At 71.8% G+C, this 24,913-nt stretch carries 26 protein-coding genes and 1 tRNA gene; 8 read left to right on the top strand and 19 right to left on the bottom strand.

All coding sequences use genetic code 11. The features are described 5' to 3' along the window. Positions 1-17: 17 nt before the first annotated feature. A complete protein-coding gene (locus ACQ143_RS03235) occupies positions 18-1,472 on the top strand; it encodes an MFS transporter (RefSeq protein ID WP_449569269.1) in 1,455 nt (484 codons plus the stop codon). A 3-nt stretch (positions 1,473-1,475) separates the two neighbouring features. On the opposite strand, the gene smpB is transcribed toward ACQ143_RS03235, so the two are convergent. The 4 genes from smpB to prfB all read right to left on the bottom strand — a co-directional run bounded on the left by smpB (position 1,476) and on the right by prfB (position 5,166). Then, positions 1,476-1,952, bottom strand: a complete 477-nt coding sequence (smpB, locus tag ACQ143_RS03240; protein ID WP_449569270.1) for an SsrA-binding protein SmpB — start codon at positions 1,950-1,952, stop codon at positions 1,476-1,478. A 73-nt stretch (positions 1,953-2,025) separates the two neighbouring features. Further along, a complete protein-coding gene (gene ftsX, locus ACQ143_RS03245) occupies positions 2,026-2,940 on the bottom strand; it encodes a permease-like cell division protein FtsX (RefSeq protein ID WP_449569271.1) in 915 nt (304 codons plus the stop codon). Further along, positions 2,937-3,974, bottom strand: a complete 1,038-nt coding sequence (ftsE, locus tag ACQ143_RS03250; RefSeq protein WP_449569272.1) for a cell division ATP-binding protein FtsE — start codon at positions 3,972-3,974, stop codon at positions 2,937-2,939. Before ftsE ends, ftsX begins: the two co-directional genes overlap by 4 nt. Before the next feature lie 79 nt (positions 3,975-4,053). Continuing rightward, positions 4,054-5,166 carry a peptide chain release factor 2 gene (gene prfB, locus ACQ143_RS03255; protein WP_449569273.1) on the bottom strand — a complete coding sequence of 371 codons (1,113 nt, stop codon included), beginning with the start codon at positions 5,164-5,166 and terminating at the stop codon, positions 4,054-4,056. Between the two features lie 82 nt (positions 5,167-5,248). Between prfB and ACQ143_RS03260 the strand changes: the two genes are divergently transcribed. Beyond that, positions 5,249-6,460, top strand: coding sequence for an MFS transporter (locus tag ACQ143_RS03260; protein ID WP_449569575.1), 1,212 nt, complete (start codon positions 5,249-5,251; stop codon positions 6,458-6,460). Positions 6,461-6,481: 21 nt separating this feature from the next. Here the strand turns inward: ACQ143_RS03260 and ACQ143_RS03265 are convergent, their stop codons facing one another. From ACQ143_RS03265 to ACQ143_RS03295, 7 genes are read right to left on the bottom strand one after another with little or no spacing between them, the layout of a single operon-like run. Then, the gene (locus ACQ143_RS03265; protein WP_449569274.1) at positions 6,482-6,904 is read right to left on the bottom strand and encodes a pilus assembly protein TadG-related protein; all 423 of its coding nucleotides are present in this window, start codon (positions 6,902-6,904) and stop codon (positions 6,482-6,484) included. Continuing rightward, the gene (locus ACQ143_RS03270) at positions 6,901-7,359 is read right to left on the bottom strand and encodes a TadE family protein (RefSeq protein ID WP_449569275.1); all 459 of its coding nucleotides are present in this window, start codon (positions 7,357-7,359) and stop codon (positions 6,901-6,903) included. The genes ACQ143_RS03265 and ACQ143_RS03270 overlap by 4 nt, the downstream gene beginning before the upstream one ends. Further along, positions 7,334-7,675 carry a TadE/TadG family type IV pilus assembly protein gene (locus ACQ143_RS03275; RefSeq protein ID WP_449569276.1) on the bottom strand — a complete coding sequence of 114 codons (342 nt, stop codon included), beginning with the start codon at positions 7,673-7,675 and terminating at the stop codon, positions 7,334-7,336. The genes ACQ143_RS03270 and ACQ143_RS03275 overlap by 26 nt, the downstream gene beginning before the upstream one ends. A gap of 53 nt (positions 7,676-7,728) precedes the next feature. Further along, a complete protein-coding gene (locus ACQ143_RS03280) occupies positions 7,729-7,929 on the bottom strand; it encodes a hypothetical protein (protein ID WP_449569277.1) in 201 nt (66 codons plus the stop codon). Positions 7,930-7,950: 21 nt separating this feature from the next. Beyond that, positions 7,951-8,853 carry a type II secretion system F family protein gene (locus ACQ143_RS03285; protein ID WP_449569278.1) on the bottom strand — a complete coding sequence of 301 codons (903 nt, stop codon included), beginning with the start codon at positions 8,851-8,853 and terminating at the stop codon, positions 7,951-7,953. A gap of 11 nt (positions 8,854-8,864) precedes the next feature. Continuing rightward, positions 8,865-9,734 carry a type II secretion system F family protein gene (locus ACQ143_RS03290; RefSeq protein ID WP_449569576.1) on the bottom strand — a complete coding sequence of 290 codons (870 nt, stop codon included), beginning with the start codon at positions 9,732-9,734 and terminating at the stop codon, positions 8,865-8,867. Further along, on the bottom strand, positions 9,731-10,897 hold the full coding sequence (locus ACQ143_RS03295) for a CpaF family protein (protein WP_449569279.1): 1,167 nt from the start codon (positions 10,895-10,897) through the stop codon (positions 9,731-9,733). Before ACQ143_RS03295 ends, ACQ143_RS03290 begins: the two co-directional genes overlap by 4 nt. Positions 10,898-11,005: 108 nt before the next feature. Here ACQ143_RS03295 and ACQ143_RS03300 point away from each other — a divergent pair. Beyond that, positions 11,006-11,087: transfer RNA gene (locus tag ACQ143_RS03300), tRNA-Leu, on the top strand. Positions 11,088-11,150: 63 nt separating this feature from the next. Then, positions 11,151-11,834, top strand: coding sequence for a DedA family protein (locus tag ACQ143_RS03305; RefSeq protein ID WP_449569280.1), 684 nt, complete (start codon positions 11,151-11,153; stop codon positions 11,832-11,834). On the opposite strand, the gene ku is transcribed toward ACQ143_RS03305, so the two are convergent. After that, on the bottom strand, positions 11,831-12,703 hold the full coding sequence (gene ku / locus ACQ143_RS03310; protein WP_449569281.1) for a non-homologous end joining protein Ku: 873 nt from the start codon (positions 12,701-12,703) through the stop codon (positions 11,831-11,833). The two genes, ACQ143_RS03305 and ku, sit on opposite strands and share 4 nt — an antisense overlap. 71 nt (positions 12,704-12,774) lie before the next feature. Here ku and ACQ143_RS03315 point away from each other — a divergent pair, with 71 nt between their 5' ends. Then, positions 12,775-15,204 carry an ATP-dependent DNA ligase gene (locus ACQ143_RS03315; protein WP_449569282.1) on the top strand — a complete coding sequence of 810 codons (2,430 nt, stop codon included), beginning with the start codon at positions 12,775-12,777 and terminating at the stop codon, positions 15,202-15,204. A 6-nt stretch (positions 15,205-15,210) separates the two neighbouring features. Here ACQ143_RS03315 and ACQ143_RS03320 read toward each other — a convergent pair whose 3' ends face one another. The 4 genes from ACQ143_RS03320 to murI all read right to left on the bottom strand — a co-directional run bounded on the left by ACQ143_RS03320 (position 15,211) and on the right by murI (position 18,356). Beyond that, positions 15,211-16,122, bottom strand: coding sequence for a cation diffusion facilitator family transporter (locus tag ACQ143_RS03320; protein WP_449569283.1), 912 nt, complete (start codon positions 16,120-16,122; stop codon positions 15,211-15,213). 68 nt (positions 16,123-16,190) lie between these two features. Continuing rightward, entirely contained in the window at positions 16,191-16,790 is a 600-nt protein-coding gene (gene rdgB, locus ACQ143_RS03325) for an RdgB/HAM1 family non-canonical purine NTP pyrophosphatase (RefSeq protein WP_449569284.1), read from the bottom strand. Between the two features lie 4 nt (positions 16,791-16,794). Next, positions 16,795-17,529 (bottom strand): ribonuclease PH, encoded by a 735-nt coding sequence (gene rph / locus ACQ143_RS03330; protein WP_449569285.1) that lies wholly within the window; start codon positions 17,527-17,529, stop codon positions 16,795-16,797. Next, positions 17,526-18,356, bottom strand: a complete 831-nt coding sequence (gene murI / locus ACQ143_RS03335) for a glutamate racemase (RefSeq protein ID WP_449569286.1) — start codon at positions 18,354-18,356, stop codon at positions 17,526-17,528. Before murI ends, rph begins: the two co-directional genes overlap by 4 nt. Before the next feature lie 38 nt (positions 18,357-18,394). On the opposite strand from murI, the gene ACQ143_RS03340 reads away from it, so the two are divergent. Then, positions 18,395-19,753 (top strand): nicotinate phosphoribosyltransferase, encoded by a 1,359-nt coding sequence (locus ACQ143_RS03340; RefSeq protein WP_449569287.1) that lies wholly within the window; start codon positions 18,395-18,397, stop codon positions 19,751-19,753. On the opposite strand, the gene ACQ143_RS03345 is transcribed toward ACQ143_RS03340, so the two are convergent. The 3 genes from ACQ143_RS03345 to ACQ143_RS03355 are packed head-to-tail and all read right to left on the bottom strand — an operon-like array spanning position 19,732 to position 23,022. Beyond that, complete coding sequence (locus ACQ143_RS03345) at positions 19,732-19,998, bottom strand: DUF3039 domain-containing protein (protein WP_449569288.1); 267 nt, start codon at positions 19,996-19,998, stop codon at positions 19,732-19,734. The genes ACQ143_RS03340 and ACQ143_RS03345 overlap by 22 nt on opposite strands. A gap of 46 nt (positions 19,999-20,044) precedes the next feature. Next, entirely contained in the window at positions 20,045-21,604 is a 1,560-nt protein-coding gene (locus ACQ143_RS03350) for a hypothetical protein (protein ID WP_449569289.1), read from the bottom strand. Next, entirely contained in the window at positions 21,580-23,022 is a 1,443-nt protein-coding gene (locus ACQ143_RS03355) for an ABC transporter ATP-binding protein (protein ID WP_449569290.1), read from the bottom strand. Before ACQ143_RS03355 ends, ACQ143_RS03350 begins: the two co-directional genes overlap by 25 nt. A 197-nt stretch (positions 23,023-23,219) precedes the next feature. On the opposite strand from ACQ143_RS03355, the gene ACQ143_RS03360 reads away from it, so the two are divergent. Together ACQ143_RS03360 and ACQ143_RS03365 are read left to right on the top strand one after the other, a co-directional pair. Further along, entirely contained in the window at positions 23,220-23,912 is a 693-nt protein-coding gene (locus tag ACQ143_RS03360; protein ID WP_449569291.1) for a phosphocholine cytidylyltransferase family protein, read from the top strand. A gap of 35 nt (positions 23,913-23,947) precedes the next feature. Continuing rightward, the gene (locus ACQ143_RS03365; RefSeq protein WP_449569292.1) at positions 23,948-24,913 is read left to right on the top strand and encodes a hypothetical protein; all 966 of its coding nucleotides are present in this window, start codon (positions 23,948-23,950) and stop codon (positions 24,911-24,913) included.

The raw sequence follows: 24,913 nt of genomic DNA on the forward strand, positions 1-24,913 counted from the left end.
CGCCTGCAAGGAGCACGATGTCCGCTCGCGCCACGCTGGGGACGCTCGCCGGCGTCGTCGGCTTCCTCGCCTTCGTCGAGTTCACCAGTGGTGTGCTGCAGGGTTGGTACACCCCGATGCTCACCGACGTCGCCCGGCACCTCGGCATCCACGACGCCGACGTGAACTGGCTCGAGGGCACGCAGCTGATGCTCTCCGCGCTCGTGGTGCCCGCGCTGGCCAAGCTCGGCGACATGGTCGGACACAAGCGCATCCTGCTGGTGTCGACGGCGCTGACCGCCGCCGCCTCGCTCGCGCTGCCGTTCACCGACTCGTTCGCGGTGTTCCTGGTCGCCTGGGCCCTGCAGGGGTTCTACGTCGTGTGGCTGCCGCTGGAGATCGCCCTGATCTGGTCGCGGTCGCGCCGTATGACCGGGCGCGCCGCGATCACCGCCCGCGCGGCGGGGCTGCTGGTGGCGGCGCTCGAGCTGGGTGCGATCTCCGGCGCGCTGGCCGGCGGGGCGCTGGTGGACGTGCTGCCGCTGTGGATCGTCCTGCTCATCCCCGGCCTCCTCGTGGTGGTCTGCTTCTTCGTCGTGCTGTTCGGCGTGCAGGAGTCGCCGGAACCGACCGGCGGGCGGCTGGACACGGTGGGCCTGGTTTTGATCTCCCTGGCCCTGATCGCGTTCACCGGGGGGCTCAGCTTCCTGCGCCTCAACGGGGTCGCCGACCTGCTGCCGTGGCTGCTCGTGGCGCTGGGGCTCCTGCTGGTGTGGCCGTTCGCGGTGTGGGAGCTGCGGCATCCTGACCCGCTCATCGACGTGCGCATGTTCCGGTCGCCGGCCCTGGGGCCGGTGTTCCTCACCGCCGGCCTGTTCGGCGTCAGCGTGCTGGGCGCACAGGCGCCGCTGTCGACGTTCGCGCGCACCGATCCGGACGTGTACGGCTACGGGCTGGGCACGAGCGGGTTCGCGACGTCGCTCATCATCGGCGTGTATCTGATCGCCATGATCACCGGCGCCCTGCTGTTCCCCGTCGTGTCCCGCCGCCTGACCCCGAGGATCACGCTCATCGGCGCCGCGCTGTGCGTGGGCGTCGGATTCCTGCTGTTCCTCCCGTTCCATACCGCGTACGCGCAGGTCATCGGCAACATGGTCGTGGTGGGCCTGGGGTCGGGTGCGCTCGTGGCCGCCCTGCCGGCGGCCGCCGCGGCGGCGGCCCCGGCCACCCAGACGGGGGTGGCGACGGGGCTTACGAACTCGGTGAAGACCGTCGGAGGTGCGATCGCGTCGTGCGTGTTCGGCATCGCCCTGTTCCACGGTGCGACCGGCGCCGGCGTGGCCGCCGACGGCACGGCCGGCTCGTTCGCGGGCTATGTCACCGTCTGGATCGTCTGCGGCGTCACGGCGCTGGTGGCGGCGGTGCTGCTGCTGTTCGTGCCGAAGGAGTCGTTCACCGACCGGACGGCCGACGCCGCGGTGACCGCGGCCTGACGGCTACTCGCCGAGCCGGTTGCGGGTGCGCATGGCCCGCTCGGCCTCGCGCTTGTCCTCGCGCTCGCGGATCGTCTGGCGCTTCTCGTACTCGCGCTTGCCCTTGGCGACCGCGATCTCGACCTTGGCCCGCCCGTCGGAGAAGTACAGCTTCAGCGGCACGAGGGTGTAGCCGCCGGCCGAGATCGCGTGCGACAGCTTGATGATCTCGTCCTTGTGCAGCAGCAGCTTGCGGGTGCGCTTGGCGGCGTGGTTGGTCCAGTGCCCCTGCGAGTACTCGGGGATGTTCACCGCGTCGAGGAAGGCTTCACCGCGGTCGATATAGGCGTAGCCGTCGCTGAGGTTCGCGCGCCCTTCGCGCAGCGACTTGACCTCGGTGCCGGTGAGCACCAGGCCCGCCTCGTAGGTCTTCTCGATGCTGTACTCGTGGCGCGCGCGACGGTTGGTCGCGACGACCTTCTCACCGCGCTCGCGGACCATGACAGTTCTCCTCGATCGAACCGATCGCCCGGGCGGCGATGCGGCAGCAGGCCAGTCTAGCCCAGCCGCCGGCTCACGCGCGCAGCCAGCGGCGGATCGCGAAGCCCGCCGACAGCGCCGCCAGCACGAGTCCGATGCCGATGATCAGCGGGATGACCAGGGCGACATCCGCCGGCCCCACCCAGCTGGTGACGAAGTCGATGCGGTCGCTGAGGTACTGGCGCACCCCGAAGTGCACGCCGGCGACGATCGCCCCGCTGGCCAGCAGCGAGCCGATGAACGCGGCGAACACCCCCTCCAGGATGAACGGAGTCTGGATGAACCGGTTGGACGCGCCCACCAGGCGCATGATGCCCAGCTCGCGTCTTCGCGCGAACGCGGACAGCCGGATCGTCGTGCCGATCAGCAGCACGGCGGCCACGAGCATGAGACCGGCGATGCCGACGGCGACGTAGGTCGCGATCGTCAGCGCCGAGAACAGCGGTTCGAGGTACTGCATCTGGTCCTTGACCTGCTCGACCCCGTCCTGACCGCCGAAGGCCTCGCCGAGCACCTCCGTCTGGTCGGGGTCGACGAGGTTCACCCAGAACGTCTCCCCCAGCTGCTCGGGCGTGATGAAGTCGGCGTAGTCGTCGCCGTACAGGTCGAGCACGTTCTGGTAGGCCTCGTCGCGGGTCTCGAACCGCACGTCGCGGACGATGTCGGCCAGCGCGGGGCTGTCGAGCTTCTCCTGCACGGCGGCCACCTGCTCTTCGGTGGCGACGCCGTCGGCGCAGGTCGTGGCCGTCGAGTCGGCGCGGCACATGAACAGCGCGACCTGCGCCCGGTCGACCCAGTAGTCACGCATCAGGCCGATCTGCAGCTGCATGAGCATCGCCGCACCCACGAACGACAGCGACACGAACGTGACGAGCACGACCGACACCACCATCGACGCGTTGCGCCGCAGCCCCGACAAGGCCTCGGCAAGGATCAGGCGCACTCTCATGAGGTCGGCCCCACTTCGTCGTCCTCGTCGCCGTCCAGGCCGAGCCGGTCGGCGACGCCCAGTCCGTTCAGGCCCAGGCCCGCCAGGTCGACGTCGGGCGCGTCGATGCGGATGGCCCGGTCGGCGGGCGTCTCGGCCACGGGGGCCGGCTCGGGGGTGGATGCCGCGGGCGGGGCCTCGGGGGCGGGCGTATCGGTTGCCGGCGCTGGGCTCTGTGCGGCGGCGCCGGCCGCCGGGGCGGCGTCGGGTGCTTCGCGCGCGATCTCCCGCTGCAGCTCGAGCACCGCGGTGAGGGCGGCGACGGCCGCGGCGCCCTTCTCCTGCGCGGGGGCCAGGGTCGGCAGTTTCGACGTGTCGCCGTAGCCGCCGTGGTGGTCGTCCCGGACCATGACGCCGCCGCGCAGCTCGATCACGCGGCGCTGCATCTGGTCGACGAAGGCCGCTTCGTGGGTGGCCATGACCACGGTGGTGCCGCCGGCGTTGATGCGCGCCAGCAGCTGCATGATGTCGATCGAGGTCGCCGGGTCGAGGTTGCCGGTCGGCTCGTCGGCCAGCAGGATCTGCGGCCGGTTGACGAGGGCGCGCGCGATGGCGACACGCTGCTGCTCACCACCGGACAGCTCGTGCGGGAGCCGCTTCTCCTTGCCTTCCAGGCCCACCAGCGACAGCACCTCGGGCACCGCCTGTTGGATGAACCCGCGCGAGGAGCCGATCACCTGCAGTGTGAAGGCGACGTTCTGGAACACCGTCTTGTTCGGCAGCAGCCGGAAGTCCTGGAACACCGACCCGACGTGGCGCCGGAAGTACGGCACCTTGCGGGTGGAGAGGGTGCGCAGGTCGCGCCCGAGCACGACCACCCGACCCTGGCTGGGGGTGTCCTCCCGCAGGATGAGGCGCAGGCACGAGGACTTTCCCGAGCCCGAGGCGCCCACGAGGAAGACGAACTCCCCGCGCAGCACTTCGAAGTCGACGTCGTTCAGTGCCGGCTTGCTCGTCCCGCGGTACTGCTTGGTGACGTGTTCGAACCGGATCATGGCTGTGTAAGCCTAAGCAGGCCGCCGCCGTTCGCCTCGCGCGACACCCCGCGCCCCGGCATCCCCTGCCCGGCGGAGGTCAGTCCTCGTCGTCCTTGCGCTTGCGCCAGCGGATGCCCGCCGAGATGAGGCCGTCGAGGTCGCCGTCGAAGACCGAGGCGGGGTTGCCGACTTCGTAGCCGGTGCGCAGGTCTTTGACCAGCTGCTGGCCGTAGAGGAAGTAGGACCGCATCTGGTCGCCCCAGCTGGCGGTGATGGTGCCGGCCAGTTCCTTCTTCTTCGCGGCCTCTTCCTCCTTCTTGAGCAACAGGAGGCGGGTCTGCAGCACGCGCATCGCGGCGGCGCGGTTCTGGATCTGCGACTTCTCGTTCTGCATCGAGACGACGATGCCGGTCGGGATGTGGGTCAGCCGCACCGCCGAGTCGGTGGTGTTGACCGACTGGCCGCCGGGCCCGGACGAGCGGAACACGTCGACGCGGATGTCGTTCTCGGGGATCTCGACCTCGACGGCCTCCTCCATCACCGGGATGACCTCGACGGCGGCGAAGCTGGTCTGCCGCTTGTCGGCCGAGCCGAAGGGGCTGATGCGGGCGAGGCGGTGGGTGCCGGCCTCGACGGACAGGGTGCCGTAGGCGTAGGGCGCGTCGACCTCGAACGTCGCCGACTTGATGCCGGCGCCTTCCGCGTAGGAGGTGTCCATGACCTTGACCGGGTAGTTGTGCCGCTCGGCCCAGCGCAGGTACATGCGCAGCAGCATCTCGGCGAAGTCGGTCGCGTCATCGCCGCCGGCGCCGGAGCGGATCGTCACGACGGCGGCGCGGTCGTCGTACTCGCCGTCGAGCAGGGTCTGCACCTCGAGCTGGTTGATCGTCTTGTCGAGGGCGGCGAGTTCGTCGCGCGCCTCGGCGGCCGAGTCCTCGTCGTCCATCTCGACCGCCAGCTCCACCAGCACCTCGAGGTCGTCGAGGCGCTGCCCCACCTCGGTGACGCGCTTGAGCTCGGCCTGGCGGTGACTGAGGGCGCTGGTCACCTTCTGCGCCTGCTCGGGGTCGTCCCACAGGTCGGGGGCGCCGGCCGCTTCGCTGAGTCGGGCGATCTCGGCTTCGAGCGCGGGCACGTCGACCACCGCCCTGATGTCGGCGTACGTGGTGCGCAGGGCCTGGATGTCGGCGGAGAGATCGAGTTCGAGCATGACACTCCAGACTAACGTGGATGTGGTGACCTCCAGCGACCCGCCGACCCCGATCGGTGCGGTGCTGTGGCGTTTCGCCCCGATGATCTACGGGCCGACGCTGCTGTTCGCCCTCGGCGAGGGGGCCGTGCTGCCCCTGTTGCCGAGCCTGGCCGCGCGCCTGGGCGCCGATGTGCCGATGGCCGCGCTGGTGGCGTCGTTCCTCGTCGTCGGCCAGTTGTGCGGCAACATCCCCGCCGGGTGGGCGGTGGCCCGCTGGGGTGAGCGGCCCACAATGGCGGTGGGCGGCACGCTCGCCCTGGGCGGTGCGGCGGGCCTGGCTCTGGCGCCGCACGTGGTCGTCCTGGCCGCGGCGGTGTTCCTCATCGGGTTCTGTGCGGCCGCGTTCGGCCTGGCCCGGCACTCGTTCATGACCACCCGGGTGCCGCTGGCGTTCCGCGCGCGGTCGCTCGCCCTCCTGGGCGGCACGTTCCGGCTGGGGATGTTCGTCGGGCCGTTCGTGGCCGCGGGGCTGCTCGCGCTGTTCGCCGATGAGGACGCCGCGGCATGGTTCTTCGCGGGATGCCTGGTGGCGACGGTGGCGCTCGTGCTGCTCGGCCCCGACCCGGAGACGACCGTCACCACCGGTGTCGACGCCCGACTGACCGAAGACACCGGCGAGGCGGTCACCGGTTCGATCCCGACCCTCGAACGGGCGGGCGTGTTCCGCACGATGTGGCAGCACCGGGCGGTGCTGTCCCGGCTCGGCCTGGCGGCGGCGAGCCTGTCGGCGGTGCGCTCGGCGCGCCAGGTGGTGCTGCCACTGTGGGGCGTGTCGCTCGGGCTCGACGCGCAGACGATCGCATTGGTGGTGGGGGTCTCGGGCGCACTCGACTTCGTGCTGTTCTATGCGAGCGGCCAGGTGATGGACCGGTTCGGGCGGCTCTGGGCGGCGCTGCCGTCCATGCTGCTCATGGGCGCGGGCTTCGGCGGTCTGGCGCTGACCCATGACGTCACCGACGCGAACATGTGGTTCGCGATGTTCGCCGCCGTGCTCGGAGTCGGCAACGGCCTGTCCAGCGGCATCCTCATGACCCTGGGCGCCGACGCGGCACCGCAGGCCGACCCGGCGCCGTTCCTCGGCTCGTGGCGCACCCTGTCGGATGCCGGTGGCGCCCTCGCCCCGCTCATGGTCTCCGCCGTGGCGGCGCTGGGCACCCTCGCCCTCGCGTCGGGCGTGATGGGGCTGATCAGCGTGGCCGGCGCCGCCGCGTTCTGGCGGTGGGTGCCGCAGTTCGTCCCGCGCGGGCGCTGAGCCCCCGACCCCCGACGCCCGTCACCCGAGGGCGTTGCGGCTGGTGGCGGTCGCCTGCAGCGGGACGCCGTCGGGAACGAACAGCGTCAGAACAGGCGGATGCCAGGTGGTCACGACCGTGACCCGGGCGGACACCCCGTCGGGGGTGCTTGCGGCGGCCAGCTGCACCTCGGGGAACGAGGCGACGATATCCGCCGCCTGCGCGTGCACGCCTTCGTCGGTGAGCAGCGCGGTCGCCGTCCCGCCGTCGGTCGACAGCACGAATCCGTCGGCGCCGGCCAGTGCCGCGGCGTCGGCGACGGCGTCGGCCCGCTTCTGGGCGACGTACAGACTCGTCGCATCCGCGCACACGAGCACGAGGACCAGCGCCAGCACGACATAGCCGAGCGTGAGCAGCAGCACCGTGCCTTCGTCGTCGGCGCCGCGTGGCGGCCTGCGCGTCATTGATCGACTCCCCAGAACCGGGACACCTTGTGCACCGCCACCGCCTCGACGGGCACGCGCACGAGCGTGTCGAGCTCCAACACCGGCGGCACGAGGGGCAACGGCACCGAGGCTGCGACCGTGACGACCAGGGTGGCCCCGGCCTCGGGGCATTCGGTGCCGGTCGGCCGGCACGTGGCGGCCACGTCCACCTGGTCGGGGTCGAGCCCGTATTCGTCGACGATCGCGGCGAGGATCCGGTCGGCCCGCTCGTCGGCCGTGCGGGCGTCGGGTGCGGTGGCGATCGCCCGCGCGAGGTGTCGGGCCCCGGCATCCGCCCCCAGCGCCGCGGCCTGGATCGCCCCGAGCGCGACGATCAGATACACGATGGGCACCAGCAGCACGACCCCGATGACGATGAACTCGAGCGACGCCGACCCGCTGTCATCGTCAACCGAGCGATTCCACAGGCGCATGGGCGGTCACCTCCAGCCCGGCGGCGGGACCGAGCAGCCCCAGCAACGGCAGGGTCGCCTGCACCGTGACTTCGACGGAAGGGTGCCCGAACCGACGGGTCTCGCGCGCCGAGACGGTCCCCGCGAAGCCCTCGCCGACGCTCCGGGCGAGGATCTCCTCGGTGCGGGCGATGCCGTCCGGCAGGGTCGTGTCGGCCAGCGCGGCCCGGTACGCGCCTTCGACGGCCGCGTCGTGGACGATGTTGCGGACATACACGGCCAGACCCAGCTGCAGCACCGCGACGGTGAGGACCGTGAGCACGATCCCGACAAGCACGAACTCGACCGGACTGGAGCCGCGCTCATCGTCGGCCGCGGCGCGGAGCCGGTTCAGAAGCCGGCGACGCTCCGGATCGCCTGGTCGAACAGGCCCTGCAGGGCGGGGCCGGCCAGGGCCCACAGCATGACCACGAGTCCTGCCGTCATCAGGGTGACCAACACCCAGCCGGGCACGTCGCCCCGCTCGTCGGCGACGGTGGCGTGCAGCCGTGTCCGCCAGCGTGCCCACGCACGCCGTGTGTTCTCGATCATGTCGTCCTCCTTCGTGGTCGGTCATCCGATCCCCAGCCTGAGCATCACGACACCGGGGAACACCGCGAACACCACCGAGAGCGGCAGGATGAGGAACACGAGCGGCAGCAGCATCGCGATCTCCTTCTTTCCGGCCTGCTCGATGAGGTCGCGCTTGGCGTCTTCGCGCACATCAGCCGCCTGCGCCTGCAGCACCTGCGCGAGCGGCGCGCCGCGTTCGATCGCCGCGGTGAGCTGATCGGTCGCACGCGACAGCGCCGGCACATCGAGGCGTCGAGCGAGGTCACCGAGCGCGTCGGCGAGACTCGAGCCGGTGCCGGTGGCCAGCACGGCGCGGCGGACCTCGCGGGTGAGCTCACCGCTGCCCACCTCCCCCACCCGGCGCAGCGCATCCCGCAGGCCCTCACCGGCGGCGAGGCACAGCGCGAGGAACTCGAGCACCGTCGGCAGCTCTTCGGCGATGCGTGCCGTGCGCCGCCGGACCGCCGAGGTGAGCCGCAGGTCGTAGCCGACGGCGCCGACGGCCGCCAGCAGCGGCGGTAGCAGCACCATGACCGGTGAGCCCTGGCCGACCAGGGTCACCGCGACGACGGCCACCGCGCCCACCAGGGCACCTGCCAGCGCCCAGCCCAGCTGCCGCGCGCGGAAGGCGACCGGGTCCGGGCGGTGTCCGGCGCGTTGCAGCCGCCGCGTCAGCGCCTCGTCCGCGCCCAGGATGGCCGCGATCCGGTTGCCGGTGCGCCGCCATCCGGCCCAGGTGACCGGGCCCGCCAGGGGCGTCACCCCGCGCGGGTCGGCGACATCGCGCACGTACGGGGCGATCCGGCGGCTCAGGGTGGGGGCCGCCCAGCGCGGGATGCGGTGTGCGATCAGCAGCAGCCCGGCCGCGAACGCGCCGCCGAGGATGAGGGCGGTCGCGGTCATGGTGGCCAGGCTCATCCGAACCACCGCCGCGGTTCGGGAAGTCGGCCCACACCCAGCATCACCCGATAGGCGACGAACGACACGGCGGCGCCGACGAGGATGACGGCCACGCCCTGGGGGCTCGTGTACGCGGCCGCGCCTTCGGGCCGCGTCGACAGCAGCACGAGGACGATCCACGGCGCCACTACGCCCAGCACCGCGGCCCCGCGGATCCAGGACTGCCGGGATTCGACCTCCGCGCGCAGGTTGGTGTCGGCGCGCACCGACGCCGACAACGCCCGCAGCACCGCCGTCAGTTCGGTGCCGCCCACCTGCCGCGCCATCCGCAGGGTCTCCACGATCCGGTCCGCGACCGGGTCGGCCATGCGGGCCTTCAGCCGCAGAGCACTCGAGTCGAAGTGCCCCGAGGCGGCCACGTCGCCCGCGAACGCCGTGAACGCGGGACGCAGCGGTGCCGGACCGGTCTCGGCGAGGGCGCTGACGGCATCGGGTAGGGACATTCCCGACCGCACCGACGCGATGAGCAGGTCACACACATCGGGCCAGAGCGCGCGCCGCATCCGGCGCAGGCGCCGTGCCCGGCCCCGCAGCCACAGGGCCGGTGCCGCGGCGCCGACACCCACCGCGACCAGCACCACGGCGGGCAGCTGCGTCAGCAGCCAGCCGGTGGCGGCGGCGAACACCGCAGTACCGGCCGAGATCACGATCAGACGGCCCGCGGGGGTGTGCGCGTAGCCCGCCTCCTGCAGCAGCCGCGTGAGCACCCCCTGCGCGACGGCTTCGCGTCGGGGCCGGTCCGCGCCGCCGCGTGCCGGCCACAGCCAGGGCGCCAGCGTCAAGAGGATGCCGGCGGCGAGGGTCACGCCCCAGACGAGCGTCACGGTGCTCCCGCCCGCCATCGCGGACGCGTCTCGATGACACCGTCGACGACCCGCCCGGTCGGCGCGACGATCTCGGCGACATAGCGGTGGCCGTCGGCGGAGCGGGCACAGTGCACGACGAGGTCGACGCACGCTGCGAGGGCCGGCTGCACGAAGGCGGCGTCGATGTTGCGTCCCGCCAGCAGCGGCAGTGCCGTGAGCTTGGTGAGCGCCTCATCGGCGGAGTTCGCGTGGATCGTGGCGGCACCCGGAACGCCGGTGTTCAGCGCCAGCAGCAGGTCGAGCGCCTCGGCGTCGCGGACCTCCCCCACGACGAGACGATCGGGCCGCATGCGCAGCGCCTCCTTGACCAGGCGCCGCAGGCTCACCTCGCCGGTCCATTCGAGGCTCGGCTGCCGGCCCTGCAACGCGACCATGTCGGGCGCCTGCACGGCGAGTTCGAACGTCTCCTCCACCGTGACGATGCGATGCTCCGGCGGGCACGCGGCGATGAGGGCGGCCAGCAGGGTCGTCTTGCCCACGTGGGTCGCGCCGGACACGACGACCGTGCGCCCGGCGGCGAGCGCCTCGCGCAGGAGCGCGGCCGGCTCGGCGGGCAGCGACCCGGCTGCGGTCAGATCCTCCAGTGTGCGATGGGAGCGGAGGAACTTGCGGATGTTCACCGCCCAGTGCGCGCGCGTGATGTCCGGGATGACCACGTGCAGCCGGGACCCGTCGGGCAGCGAGGCGTCGACGAACGGCTGGCTGAGATCGACCCGTCGACCGGTGGCGTGCAGCATCCGCTCGACCAGGTCGCGGACCCCGGCTTCGGTGAGCACGACGGGAGCCCGCTCGCTGCGCCCCTGCCGCGCGACGTAGACGCGGTCGGGCGCGTTGATCCAGATCTCCTCGATCGTCGGGTCGTCCAGCAGCGCCTGCAGCGGCCCGTACCCGGCGACGGCGGCCAGCACATCGCGCACGCACGCGGCCTCATCGTCGATGAGCTCGAGCCCGCGGGCCGGGGCGAAGTCGTTGTGCCGGCGCACCTCCGACCACGCGATCTGACTCGCCCGCTCGCGGTCACGCGACGGGTCGGCCTGCTCCTCACGCAGCCGGTCGCGCACCCGCGCCGCCACCGCATGGGTGACCGTGTCGGCGGATCCGGGAGCGTAGGCGAGGCTCACCCCGGCATCCTGACAAAGACCGCGGTTCCCGCGTGCGAGTTATCCACAGCGGATGGTCGGGGTAACCCCCGTGGCAGACCCCGGCCTTGCCCATAGACTGAACCTCACGCGGGAGTGGTGGAATTGGCAGACACGCAGGATTTAGGTTCCTGTGCCTCCGGGCGTGTGGGTTCAAGTCCCACCTTCCGCACGGGCTGGGGCCGTCTGCTCCGCTGCGCCCTTTCCCTTGCGTGACACGACGAACAGGACTGCTGTGCACTCCACCGCCCTCATCCCGTGGCTCGATCCCGAAGCGATCATCGCTGCCGCCGGCCCCTGGGCCCTGCTGGTCGTCTGCTTCATCGTCTTCGCCGAGACCGGCTTGCTGGTGGGCTTCCTGCTGCCCGGCGACACGCTGCTGCTGATCTCCGGCATCCTGTCCCACTCGACCGACTTCGCCCCGCAGGGCGTGTTCGGGGTCAACGTGTGGTGGGTGGCGCTGCTGATCGGTCTGGCCGCGTTCGTCGGCGGTGAGGTCGGGTACTGGATCGGCCACAAGGGCGGTCCCGCCGTGTTCGAACGCAAGGAGTCGGGCCTGTTCAGCCGCCGCAACGTCGAGCGCACGAACATGTTCTTCGAGCGCTACGGCGGGCTCACGATCATCGTGGCGCGATTCGTGCCGATCGTGCGCACCTTCGCCCCCGTCGCCGCCGGGGTCGGCCACATGAACTGGCGCACCTACACGTTCTACAACCTCGTCGGTGCGGTGCTGTGGGGCTTCGGCCTCACCATGCTCGGCTTCGTCATCGGCTATATCCCGCCGGTGGCGTGGTTCGTGCAGGAGTACATCGACCTGATCCTGCTGGCCGCCGTGGCCGGCACGGTGCTGTTCGCCGTCTGGCACTACCTCGCCGAGCGCCGCAAGGCGCGGCGCGCCCTCGAGCAGGCCGGAGGCTAAGACGCCTTCTTCGGCTTCTTCTTGGCCGGCGCCTTCTTCTTCTTCGCAGGTGCCTCGTCCCCGGCATCCTTGTCGCCCCGTGCCGCGCGCGAGCGTTCGACGCTGGCCCGCAGCGCCGCCATCAGGTCGATGACCTCGCCGCCGCCGTCGGCCTCGGCCTGCTCGCCGAAGGTGTCGGACGTGTCGAGCGCGTCGCCCTTCTCGAGCTTCGCGTCGATGAGCGTGCGCAGTTCGCGCTGGTACTCGTCGGTGTATTCGTCGGGGTCGAAGTCGCTCGAGAAGCTGTCGACGAGGGATGCCGACAGTTCCAGCTCCTTGTCGGAGATCTTGACCGACTCCTCCAGCGCCGGGAACGCCGCCTCGCGCACCTCGTCCGCCCACAGCAGCGTCTGCAGCACGAGCACGTCGCCGCGCACGCGCAGTGCCGCGAGCCGGGTCTTCTGCCGCAGGGAGAACCGCACGACGGCGGTGCGGTCGGTCTGTTCGAGGGTGCGCCGCAGCAGCACGTAGGCCTTCGGCGAGGCGGAGTCCGGCTCGAGGTAGTAAGCCCGGTCGAGGGTTAGCAGGTCGATCTGCTCGGTGGGGACGAACTCGACCACCTCGATCTCCCGGCTGCGCTCGGACGGCAGGGAGGCCAGGTCCTCCTTGGTGAGCACGACGGTGCGCTCGCCGTCGTCGTACGCCTTGTCGATGTCGGAGTACGGCACCACCTCGCCGTCGATCTCGCAGATCCGCTGGTACCGGATGCGTCCCCCGTCGGCCGCGTGCACCTGGTGCAGCGGCACGTCGTGGTCTTCGGTGGCCGAATAGACCTTCACGGGCACGTTGACCAGACCGAAGGTCAGTGCGCCTTTCCAGATCGCTCTCATCACACCAGTAGACACCGGTCACACCTGTCAAGGCCAGGGGTTGCATTTTCACCGCCGAGTAGCCTTGCGGCATGGCGGGCACCCAGCAGGTCACGGTCGAAGGGCGCCGCCTGCGTCTGAGCAACCTGGAGAAGGTGCTGTACCCGGCCACCGGCACCACCAAGGGCGAGGTCATCGATTACGTCACCCGCATGGCGCCGCTGCTGCTGCCGCACCTGTCGGGGCGGCCGGTGACGCGGCTGCGGTGGCCCGAGGGCGTGGACCACGACCCGTTCTTCGCCAAGGACCTCGAGCGCGGCGCCCCGGACTGGGTCGCGCGGCGCCCGATCGAGCACTCCAGCGGCAGGAAGGAGTACCCCCTCGTCCACGACCTGCCCACCCTCGTCTATCTCGCGCAGGTCGCCAGCCTCGAACTGCACGTGCCGCAGTGGCGGTTCGACACCCATGGGCAGCGCTCGAACCCCGACCGGCTGGTGCTCGACCTCGACCCCGGCCCCGGTGTGGGCCTGGCCGAGTGCGCCGAGGTGGCCCGGTGGGCCCGCCCGATCCTCACCGACGTCGGCATGACGCCGTTCCCGGTCACCAGCGGCAGCAAGGGCATCCACCTGTACGCGCACCTCGACGGCACGCAGACCAGCGATCAGATCTCCGCGTTCGCGAAGGAGCTCGCCCGCCTGCTCGAGGCCGACCATCCCGATCTGGTGGTCAGTCAGATGTCGAAGGGCCTGCGTGGCGGCAAGGTGTTCCTCGACTGGAGCCAGAACAACGGGTCGAAGACGACGATCGCGCCGTACTCGCTGCGCGGCCGCACCCGCCCCACGGTGGCCGCGCCCCGCACCTGGGAGGAGCTCGCCGACCCTGACCTGCGTCACCTGGAGTTCGACGAGATGCTCACCCGGGCCGATGAGCTCGGGGACCTGCTGGCACCGCTCGCGCCGCCCGCGCCGGGCAGCACGGCACTGAGCGTGTACCTGGCCAAACGCGCCCCCGGACGCACACCCGAGCCCATGCCCGTCTCCCCGGCCGCCGCCGACGGCACCGGCACCCGCTTCGTGATCCAGGAGCATCACGCCCGGCGGCTGCACTGGGATCTGCGGCTGGAGCGCGACGGGGTGCTGGTCAGCTGGGCGGTGCCCCGCGGCATCCCCGACTCCCCCGACCGCAACCATCTCGCGGTCATGACCGAGCCCCACCCGCTGGAGTACCTCGACTTCGCCGGCGAGATCCCCGCGGGCGAGTACGGCGCCGGCACCATGACCATCTGGGACACCGGCACCTACGCCGCCGAGAAGTGGCGCGACGACGAGGTGATCTTCACGCTCACCGGGCGCAGCGGCGGGCCGCTGGGAGAAGTGCGCCTGGCGCTGATCCGCACGTCCGGCGCCGGCGAGAAGTCGCAGTGGCTGCTACACCGCATGAAGGATGCCGGTGCCCCCGCCGCCCGCCCGAAGGCGCGCCCCGGGCGTGCGGACCCGGGCACGCGTGCGGGGCGGTCGGACCCGGGCGCACGTGTCGCCCCTCTGGACGCGGCGCCGGCCGCGATGCTGTCGACGAACGCGACCCCCGACCAGGCCGCCCGGGCCGCCGCGCGCTGGGGAGGCACACCGTGGGTCGAGTTCAAGTGGGACGGCGTGCGGGCGCTGGGGATGTGGGACGGCCGCCGGTTGCGGCTGCGGGCCCGCAGCGGCACCGATATCACGGCGCGCTACCCCGAACTGACCGGCGACGTCGACCTGGGTCTCGGGTCGGCCCCCGCCGTGCTCGACGGCGAGATCGTCGCGCTGGATGAGGCGGGCCGCCCCAGCTTCCACCGCCTGCAGCGGCGCATGCACCTGACCGACCCTCGCGAGGTGACCCGCGAAGCCGGCCGGGTGCCGGTCGCCTTTTTCGTGTTCGACCTGCTCGCCGTCGGCGACGTGGACCTCACGGACCGGCCGCTGGCGCAGCGGCGCACCCGCCTCGAGGAGGTCACCGCCGACGCGAGCGCACCGCTGACGGTGCCCCCGGTCACCGACGATCTGGATGCCGCGCTGGCGGCCGCGCGGGAGCTGCGCCTCGAGGGCGTGGTCGTGAAGGATCCCCGATCGCGCTATCGCCCCGGCATCCGCAGCGAGCAGTGGCTGAAGGTGAAGCTGACGCAGACGCAGTCGGTCGTGATCGGTGGTATCCGGCCCGGCAAGGGCGGACGGACGGGCTCGATCGGCTCTCTGCTGGTGGGCATCCCCGGAGCCGACGGGCTCGAGTACGTGGGCCGGGTGGGTTCGGGGTTCTCCGAGGCGGCGCTGCGCCGGCTGCAGGCGCTGCTCGATCCGCTGCGCTCCGAGACCAACCCGTTCGCCGGGGTGCCGGCCGCGGACGCCGGCGACGCCCACTGGGTGCGGCCCGAGCTGGTCGGCGAGGTCGAGTTCGGCGAGTTCACCCCCGGCGGCACGCTGCGCCACGCCCGGTGGCGCGGGCTGCGCGGTGATGTGGACCCCGCCGACGTGCGACGGGAGGGCTGAGCCCGCTCAATCGTGCGCGTGGTGGTCGCTGTGCCCGGCCGGCTCCAGCTGGAAGGTCGAGTGCTCTACGTCGAAGTGCGCCGCCAGGCACCCCTGCAGCTCTCCCAGCACGTCCGCGGTGCGCCCCTGCGCGAACACCGCGTCGTCGACGACGACGTGCGCGGTGAACACCGGTGCTCCCCGGGTGAGCTGCCACACGTGGATGTCGTGCACGTCGACGACCCCGTCGGCTCCGAGGATGTGGGCGCGGATCTGCCCGACGTCGGTGCCGTGCGGCGCCCGTTCGGCCAGCACCGACACGACCTCACGCAACAGGGTGACCGCCCGGGGCACGATCATCACGGCGATGACCAGCGATGCCAGTGCGTCCGCCGGCATCCACCCGGTGACGGCGATGACGATCGCCGCGACGATGACGACGGCCGAGCCGATGAGGTCGCCGAGCACCTCGAGATAGGCGCCGCGCACGTTGATGCTCGTGCGCTGCGCCGCGCTGAGCAGGTAGAGCGAGACGGCGTTGGCGATCATGCCGACCACGGCCACGACGAGCATGAGGCCGCCGGCGACCTCGACCTCGCCGGGGTCGAGGAGCCGTCCGAGCCCTTCGACGACGATGACCGTGCACAGCACGATGAGGATCAGGGCGTTCAGCAGCGCCCCGAACACCTCCGCACGCTGGTAGCCGTAGGTGTTGCGCGCGTCGGGCGGCCGCGCCGCGACGGCCCCGGCGATCAGCGCGATCACGAGCGCCGAGCTGTCGGTGAACATGTGCGCGGCGTCCGCCAGCAGCGCCAGCGACCCTGACAGCGCCGCACCGACGACCTGCACGATCATGACGGTGACCGTCAGCGCCAGAGACATCGCCAGCAGCCGGCGATGGCTCGCCGCGCGGATGCCGGTGGGCGCATGATCGTGCATGCTTCGAGGCTACGATGCCGCGGACGTGACAGCGGCCCGATCCGGCCAGTCGGGAATGATCCTGGTTATCAGTCCAAATGGGCCAGCAGCGGCACCAGCGCGGTGAAGGCACGGGCACGGTGGGAGGCGGCGTTCTTCTCGGCCGGCGTGAACTCCGCGGACGTGCGCTCGGGACCGGACTGGCCGTCCGGGATGAAGATCGGATCGTACCCGAAGCCGTTCTCACCGGCCGGCGCCACAGCCAGCCGGCCCGGCCACACGCCCTCGACGGTGTGCTCGGCGCCCCCGGGCACCACCAGTGCGATCGTCGAGACGAACTGCGCGCCGCGGTGCGGGTCGGCGATGTCGCTGAGCTGATCCAGCAGCAGTTCGAGGTTGGCGCGGTCGTCCTTGCGGTGCCCGGCCCAGTAGGCCGAGAACACCCCGGGCGCACCGCCGAGCACGTCCACGCGGATGCCGGAGTCGTCGGCCAGCGCCGGCAGACCGGTGTGGGCCGCGGCGGCCCGCGCTTTGATCAGCGCGTTCTGCGCGAAGGTCACGCCGTCCTCGACCGGCTCGGGACCGTCGTAGCCGATCACCTCGAGGTCGGGGCGGGCGGCGGCGACGATCTGGCCGAACTCGGCCACCTTGTGCGGGTTGTGGGTGGCCAGGACGATCCGCGAGGCCATCGCGTCAGGCCTCCAGCGCGGCGGTCTGCAGGTCGCGCAGGGTCGCGCACCCGCCCAGGCCCAGTTCGAGCAGCGCGTTGAGCTCGCGCTTGTCGAACGGCGCGCCCTCCGCGGTGCCCTGCACCTCGACGAACAGGCCGCGGCCGGTCACGACGAGGTTCATGTCGGTCTCGGCACGCACGTCTTCGACGTAGGCCAGGTCGAGCAGCGGGGTCTGGTCGACGATGCCGACCGACACGGCGGACACGGAGTCGATGAGCACGCGGGAGTTCTTGCCGATGTGCCCGCGGCCCCGGCCCCACTCGATCGCGTCGGCGAGGGCGACATAGGCGCCGGTGATCGCCGCGGTGCGGGTGCCGCCGTCGGCCTGCAGCACGTCGCAGTCGATGACGATGGTGTTCTCCCCCAGCGCCTTGGTGTCGACGACGGCCCGCAGTGCGCGTCCGATGAGACGCGAGATCTCGTGGGTGCGGCCGCCGACCCGCCCCTTGATCGACTCGCGGTCGTTGCGGGTGTTGGTCGCCCGCGGCAGCATCGCGTATTCGGCGGTGACCCACCCCTTGCCCTTGCCGGTCAGCCAGCGCGGCACGCCGCCGGTGAACGACGCGGTGCACAGCACCTTCGTGCCGCCGAACGAGATCAGCGCCGACCCTTCGGCCTGCGCGCTCCAGTTGCGCTCGATCGTGACGGGGCGCAGCTGGTCGGCGGCGCGACCGTCGGCACGGGTGATGTCGGTCATGGCGTGATTCCCTTCGGTAGGTCGATGGCGCCGGTCTGCACCAGGCGCACGGCGTCCACGCCGCGGCCTATGAGGCGGTCGGCGAGGGCGAGGAACTCAGCGGCCGAGTCGCCGGTGGCCTCGTACTCGTGGGTGGCGGTGGCGTCGGCCCCGGCGAGAAGGTCGCGCGAGACCAGCTGGCGGTACACGTCCTTCGCGGTCTCGGTGTCGCTGGACACGAGCGAGACATCGGGGCCCATGACGTAGCTGATGGCGCCCTCGAGGAACGGATAGTGGGTGCAGCCCAGCACGAGGGTGTCCACCCCCGCATGACGCAGCGGCGACAGGTACTCCTCGGCGACGGCGAGCACTTCGGATGACCCGGTGACACCGGCCTCGACGAACTCGACGAAGCGGGGGCAGGCCTGCGCGAACACGGTGAGCTTCTCGTTGACCCCGAGCATGTCCTGATAGACCCCGGAGCCGATCGTGCCGGCTGTGCCGATGACCCCGATGCGGCCGTTGCGGGTCGTCGACATCGCGGTGCGCACGGCCGGGCCGATGACCTCGACGACCGGCACCGAATAGCGCTCCCGCGCGTCGCGCAGCAGGGCCGCCGATGCGGTGTTGCACGCGATCACGAGCATCTTCACGCCCTGGTCGACAAGGGTGTCGAGCACCTCGAGCCCGTAGCGGCGGACGTCGGCGATGGGCTTGGGACCGTACGGCGAATGGGCGGTGTCCCCGATGTAGGTGATCGACTCGCGCGGCAGCAGCTGCGAGATCGCGCGTGCGACGGTGAGTCCACCGACCCCGGAGTCGAAGATCCCGATCGGCGCATCATCCACGGTGCTCCAGCCTACCCCGGGGTCAGTACGCTGATCGCATGAGCGACGCGCCCAGCACTGCCCTGCTGACCGACCGGTATGAGTTGACGATGATCGATGCCGCGCTGCGGGACGGCACGGCCGGGCGTCGATGCATCTTCGAGCTGTTCGCGCGTCGCCTGCCCGGCGCCCGCCGGTTCGGGGTCGTCGCCGGCACCGGCCGGCTCCTGGAGGAGCTGCGCGCGTTCCGCTTCGGGGACGACGAGCTGCGCTTCCTGCGCGACAAGCGGGTGGTCGGGGTCGAGACCCTCGCCTTCCTGGAGGGCTACCGGTTCACCGGCACCATCACCGCCTACCGCGAGGGCGAGCTGTACTTCCCGGGCTCCCCGATCCTCACCGTCGAGGGCACCTTCGCCGAAGCGGTGATCCTGGAGACTCTGGCGCTCAGCATCCTCAACCACGACTCCGCCGTGGCGAACGCGGCTGCCCGCATGAGCATCGCCGCCGGAGATCGGCCGCTGGCCGAGATGGGTTCCCGGCGCGCGGCCGAGCGCTCGGCCGTCGCGGCGGCCCGCGCCGCCTACATCGCCGGGTTCGGGGCGACCAGCAATCTCGAGGCGGGTCGCCGCTGGGGGGTGCCGACCATGGGCACGGCCGCGCATTCGTGGACCCTGCTGCATGACAGCGAGGAGGCCGCGTTCCGGTCGCAGGTGGAGGCTCTGGGGCTGCAGACCACCCTGCTGGTCGACACCTACGGCATCGAGCAGGGCGTCGCCACCGCGATCGCGGTCGCCGGCACCGGACTGGGCGGGGTGCGCATCGACTCCGGCGACCTGCCGACGGTCGCCGCACAGGTGCGCGCGCAGCTCGACGAGCTCGGCGCGACCGGGACGCAGATCACGGTCACCAGCGATCTGGACGAGTTCTCCATCGCGGCGCTGGCGGCCTCACCCGTCGACTCCTACGGGGTCGGCACGTCGGTGGTCACCGGATCGGGCGCCCCCACCGCCGGCATGGTCTACAAGCTCGTCGCCCGCGAGGCGGCGGACGGGTCGTGGGTCGCGGTGGCCAAGCATTCCACGGACAAGGCGAGCCGGGGCGGGCGCAAGGCCGGTTTCCGCACGCTCGACCACGGCACCGCCACCAGCGAGCTGATCGTCGTCGCGGACGGGTTCGAGACGCTGCCCGACGCCGCCGACCACCCCGACGCCCGCGCGCTGCAGGTGACGATCGTCGACCACGGCGAACTGGATGCCGGTGCCCTCGGCGTCGAGGGCGTCGCCGCCGCCCGCGCCCATCACCTCCGGGTGCGCGAGGAGCTGCCGGTGCAGGCGCTCGCGCTCAGCCGCTCCGACCCGGCGCTGCCGACGGTCTTCGTCGACGCCGCCGTGTCCGGTCAGGCCATCATCGAGTCGTAGATCTCCTTGCAGGTGGGGCACACCGGGAACTTCTCGGGGTCGCGTCCCGGCGTCCACTTCTTGCCGCACAGTGCACGCACCGGCTTGCCGGTGATCGCCGACTCGAGGATCTTGTCCTTCTTGACGTAGTGCGAGAAGCGCTCGTGGTCACCCGGCTCGATGTTCTCCTCGCGCAGGAGCTCTTCGAGCTCGCGGTCGAGGGTGGTGGTGCCGCCCTGATCAGGGCGGTCCAGTGGCGTGCTCATGCCGTTGAGTGTAGTCGCGTCGCCGCGTGCCGGGGCGGGTGCCCGGTCACGTCGACTCCGCGAACTCCATCAGGCGGGTGCCCCGGCGGCGGAACACGGCGCCGCCGATGACCACCCCCAGAACGAGCACCGCGAGGCCGATGCCCAGCCCGCCCCACAGCGTCGTCCACGCCCACGAGATGCTCTGCGACATGCTGCGCCAGGCCCACCACAGGACGGGCGCGCTCAACACGATCGCACCGACGAAGACGGCGCCCTGGGCGAGGCCGCCTCCCGTGCGCTGCGGCTGCTGGAAGGGCCCGTCGCCGGGACGGGAGGCCGGGTACGGTGCCGCAGCCGATGAGATGGACGACAGGCCCAATCCGCACAGGAAAAGGCTGGCGCACACCCCGGCCAGCGCCGGCAGCAGGGCCCACCGACCGTGCACGGCGATGGCGACGGGGACCGCGACCGCCAGCACGGGCACCGCGGTCAGCAGCACCGGCACGAGCCGTCCGATCCGGTCGGCGGTGCCGCGCACCCCACTGGCCACATGCATCCACAGCGCCGTCGAATCGTAGGCGAGGTCGTTGTGCACGATCCAGCCGAAAAACAGGGCCATCAGCGGCGCGGGCACGAGGGCGACGATCGACAGCGGCACCCCGACCACCAGCAGGGGGACGGTGACGAGGATGCCGGCGATCGGCACGACGATCAGATTGGCGAGGTACCGGGAGTCGCGCAGCCAGTAGGTGAGGCTGCGCGCGGCGATGGCGCCGCCGGCGGTGCTCGGGGTCACCGTAAACCAGCCGAGGCCGCCGCGCGAGCGTGCGGTCAGGGGCCGTTCGGTGGTGCTGATCAGGCGCGTCGCCAGCAGCGCCCACAGCCCGATCAGCCCCACGATCGTCGCGACGGCGACCACGACCGAGGCCACCGGCGACTCCCCCACCGCGATGCGCGCGGGGATGGCTGCGGCGGCGCCCAGCGGAGTGACGGCGAGGACGTCGCCGACGGCGCGCAGCTCAGCGGGGACCTCATCATCCCACCGGACGGAGACCGCGAACACCACGGCGGGGACCAGGAGGACCAGGATGCCGACGACCGACAGTCCGGTCAGCTCGCGCGAGCGGCGCGGGCGCAGCACGAGGGCGGCGAAGGCGGTCGCGGTCTTCGAGGCCAGAAGGCAGGTGAGCCCGAACAGCACACCGCCGGTGATGGCCGCCAGGCTCGGCACGCCGTGGCGTGTCCACATGACGGCGAGACACACCGCGACGGCGGTGAGGGCCAGGGCGGCGGCACTGACCAGCGCCGCCGGCAGCAGCGTGAGCAGGAGCCGCCCGGTGTCCGGCCCGAACACCCGGAACCGGCGGGGGTCGAGCGGGTCGTCCCCGCCGGCGACCAGCGGCGCCACGAGGAAGCCGGCCGCCACACCCGCGGCGGCGCAGACCGTCACGACGGCGGCGACCTCGACAGTGACCTCGGCGAGGGCGAGTACGCCGGCACCGACAGCGCCCACCACGAGCAGCAGCACGCAGAACGCCGCCGCGCGCCGGACCACCTCGGCGGGGCGGCCCCGCAGGGCTCCGACGAACAGGTCGAATCTCAGTCGGAGAACGTGTGCAGCCACTCCAGGCCCTCCACGTCGCTGAGGCCGCCGGCGAGCTCGACGAAGCGCTGTTCGAGGGTCAGCTCACCGCGGACCTGGTCGACCGAGCCCTCGGCCAGCACCTGCCCGGCGACGATGACCGCGACGCCGGAGCACACCCGCTCGACGAGCTCCATGCCGTGGCTGGACAGCAGGACCGTGCCGCCGTGATCCACGTAGGCGCGGAGGATGTCGATGATCACCGCACTGGAGACGGGGTCGACGGATTCGAAGGGCTCGTCGAGCACGAGCAGCCGCGGCGAGTGGATCATGGCTCCGGCGAGCATGACCTTCTTGGTCATGCCGGCCGAGTAGTCGGCGACCGGGCGGCCCAGCGCGTCGGTCAGGTCGAACGCGCGGGCCAGGTCGGCGGTGCGGCTGTCGATGACGGCGCCGCGCAGTCCGCGGAGGGCGCCGTAGTAGTAGAGCAGCTGGCGGCCGGTGAGCCGGTCGAACGTGCGCAGCCGGTCGGGCAGGATGCCCATCATCTTCTTGGCGCGCCGCGGCTCGCGGCCCAGGTCGACGCCGTTGATCTCGATCGTGCCGGCGTCCGGTCTCAGCAGGCCGGCGGCCATCGACAGGGTGGTGGTCTTGCCCGCGCCGTTCGGTCCGACGATGCCGTAGAACGTGCCGGCGGGGATGTCCAGATCGATCGCGTCGACCGCGCGGGTCTGCCCGAACGACTTCGTCAGACCGCGCAGACGCAGTGCCGGCACGTCGGTCGCCGGGGCGATGAGGGGTGCGGCGGGCGATTCGGCGACGGTCGGCGCGGAGTCCGCCGATTCACGCTCTGCCGGTTCAAGCTCTGCCGGTTCAAGCTCTGCCGGCTCGAGTTCCACCGGTTCGAGGCCCGCGGGATCGAGATCCACCGGTTTGAGGTCCACCGGCTCGGGTTCCGCCGCAGGTGCCGGCTCCTCCTCGGGTTCCGGCTCCGATTCCGGTTCTCCCTCCGGTTCCGGTTCCGGCTCTGCCTCGGGTTCCGGCTCCACCTCCGGTTCCGGTTCGGGTTCCGGGTCTCCCTCTGGTTCCGGCTCCACAGGCTCCGCGTCGACGGACAGGGGCAGCTCCCGCGCCATGCCGGGAGTGGCCGTGCGCGATTCCGGCGCGAACGGCGAGATCGGCGGCGGGGGCAGCTCGTCCGCCCCACCGTCGGCCGCCGGGTCGGGCAGCGGAGGCAGCGGGGGCAGCGGCGGAACGGCGAAGACGGTCGGCGGCCGAGGCCGCGTCCGCTCCACATCGTCGTCCGGGTCCTCGTGCGGGCGTCCGGCTCCCGCGGCGGCCCGCTGGGCGAACTCCACCGCGGCGGCGGCGGCCGGCACCGTCGGCAGCGGCGGCGGCGTGACACCGTCGGGCGGCCCGGATTCCGGGTCCTCCTGTGGCAGCGGCAACGACGGGGTCACGCTCACCAACCTAGCAAGCGCGGCCGCCGCGACCACGGAGACCGAAGGGTTCGCACGAAACGTTGCGATTGTCACGAATCGACAACGGGACCGCCGCTTTCTGCCCCCTTTCAGGTGCTTTCGCTACGATTGGCGGCGGCACGAAGGAGTGTCTTCCCGTCGAACAGACGGTGAACGCCTTCCCTCCAGGAGTACTTGTGACCCTTCAGACCGTCATCCTGGCCGCCGGCATGGGCTCGCGCCTGGGTCGCAGCCTGCCCAAGCCCCTGACCGAGCTGAGCGACGGCCGGTCGATCATGCAGCAGCAGCACCAGAACATCCGCGCCGCGTTCGGCCGCGACGCGCGCATCACCACCGTCGTCGGCTACCGGGCCGAGACGATCGTCGAGGCCTTCCCCGACGCGCAGTACGTCTACAACGACCGCTACGACCAGACCAACACGTCCAAGAGCCTGCTCCGGGCGCTGAAGGCGACCGGCAAGGGCGGCGTGCTGTGGATGAACGGCGACGTCGTCTTCGACCCCCGCGTGCTCGGCCGCGCCGTCGCCCTGATCGAGCGCGACCAGTCGTTCGTCACGGTCAACACGGCCAAGGTGAGCGATGAAGAGGTCAAGTACACGGTGGATGCCGAGGGCTTCATCAAGGAGCTGTCCAAGACCGTGGTCGGCGGCATCGGCGAAGCCGTCGGCATCAACTACATCTCACGTGCCGACAAGCCCACCTTCATCGCGCAGCTGTCGCGCGTCGACGACCAGGACTACTTCGAGCGCGGCCTCGAGCTGGCGATCATCGAGAACGGCCTGCGGCTGGAGCCCATGGACATCTCCGACCTGTACGCGGTCGAGGTGGACTTCGCCGAGGACCTCGAGCGCGCGAACCTGTTCGTCTGATCTTTCGCCCAGCGTCGCCGGCTATCGTCGCTGACATGGCCGAGGTGCACCGCATCCACTCCCTGCCCGACGACGCCCCGTGGTCGGGTGGACTGCCGCCGGTGGGCTCGCCCGAGCATCCGCGTGCCATCCGGGCGCTCGACCGCGTGCTCGCCGTGCAGCGCCCCGTCGTCATCGCGCATCTGCGCAGCATCCGTCTGCGGCATCCGGATGCCGGCAATGCCCAGATCGTGCGGATGCTCGAACGGCGCTACCTCGCGGCCGTGACCACCGGCGGCGCCGCGGTGGGCGCAACGGCCGTGGTGCCCGGCATCGGCACAGGCGTCACCCTGGCGCTGTCCGGCGTCGAGACGGTGGGCTTCCTCGAGGCGACGACCCTGTTCGCCCAGTCGCTGGCGGAGCTGCACGGCATCCCGGTCGACGACCCGGACCGGGCCCGCGCACTCGTGCTGACGCTCATGCTCGGCAAGGAAGGCGTGGACCTGGTGGGTCAGCTCGCCCGGCAGGCCGCCGGCACCGGCATCCCCCGCGACAAGTACTGGGGCGACCTGGTCACCAAGTCGCTGCCGCGCGCCGCCGTCGGGCCGCTGGTCGACCGCCTCAAGTCCCTGTTCATCAAGCAGTTCGCGGCCAAGGGCGGCGCGTCCGTCATCGGCAAGGCGCTGCCGTTCGGCATCGGCGCCGCCGTCGGCGGTGCCGGCAACCACGTCCTCGGACGTCGTGTGCTCGTCGGCGCTCGCCGTGCGTTCGGTGTGCCGCCCGAGCGGTTCCCCGTCGAGCTCGAGCCCCGCCCGGGAAGCATCCGCCTGGAACACTCCGCCGTCCGCGCCGTGCGGCGCGCCGGCGGCTACGCGGCCGGCGCCGGAAAGAGCGTCGTCGACGCCGGTCGCGGTGTGCGCGGCGCCATCGCCGGCCGGATCACCCGGCGCGGCGCCCGCGACACCGGCGAGACGCCCGCGCGTCTGGACGCACCCGACGCCGACACGTCCGATCGGCGGTGA

Source organism: Microbacterium pollutisoli (assembly GCF_053586795.1).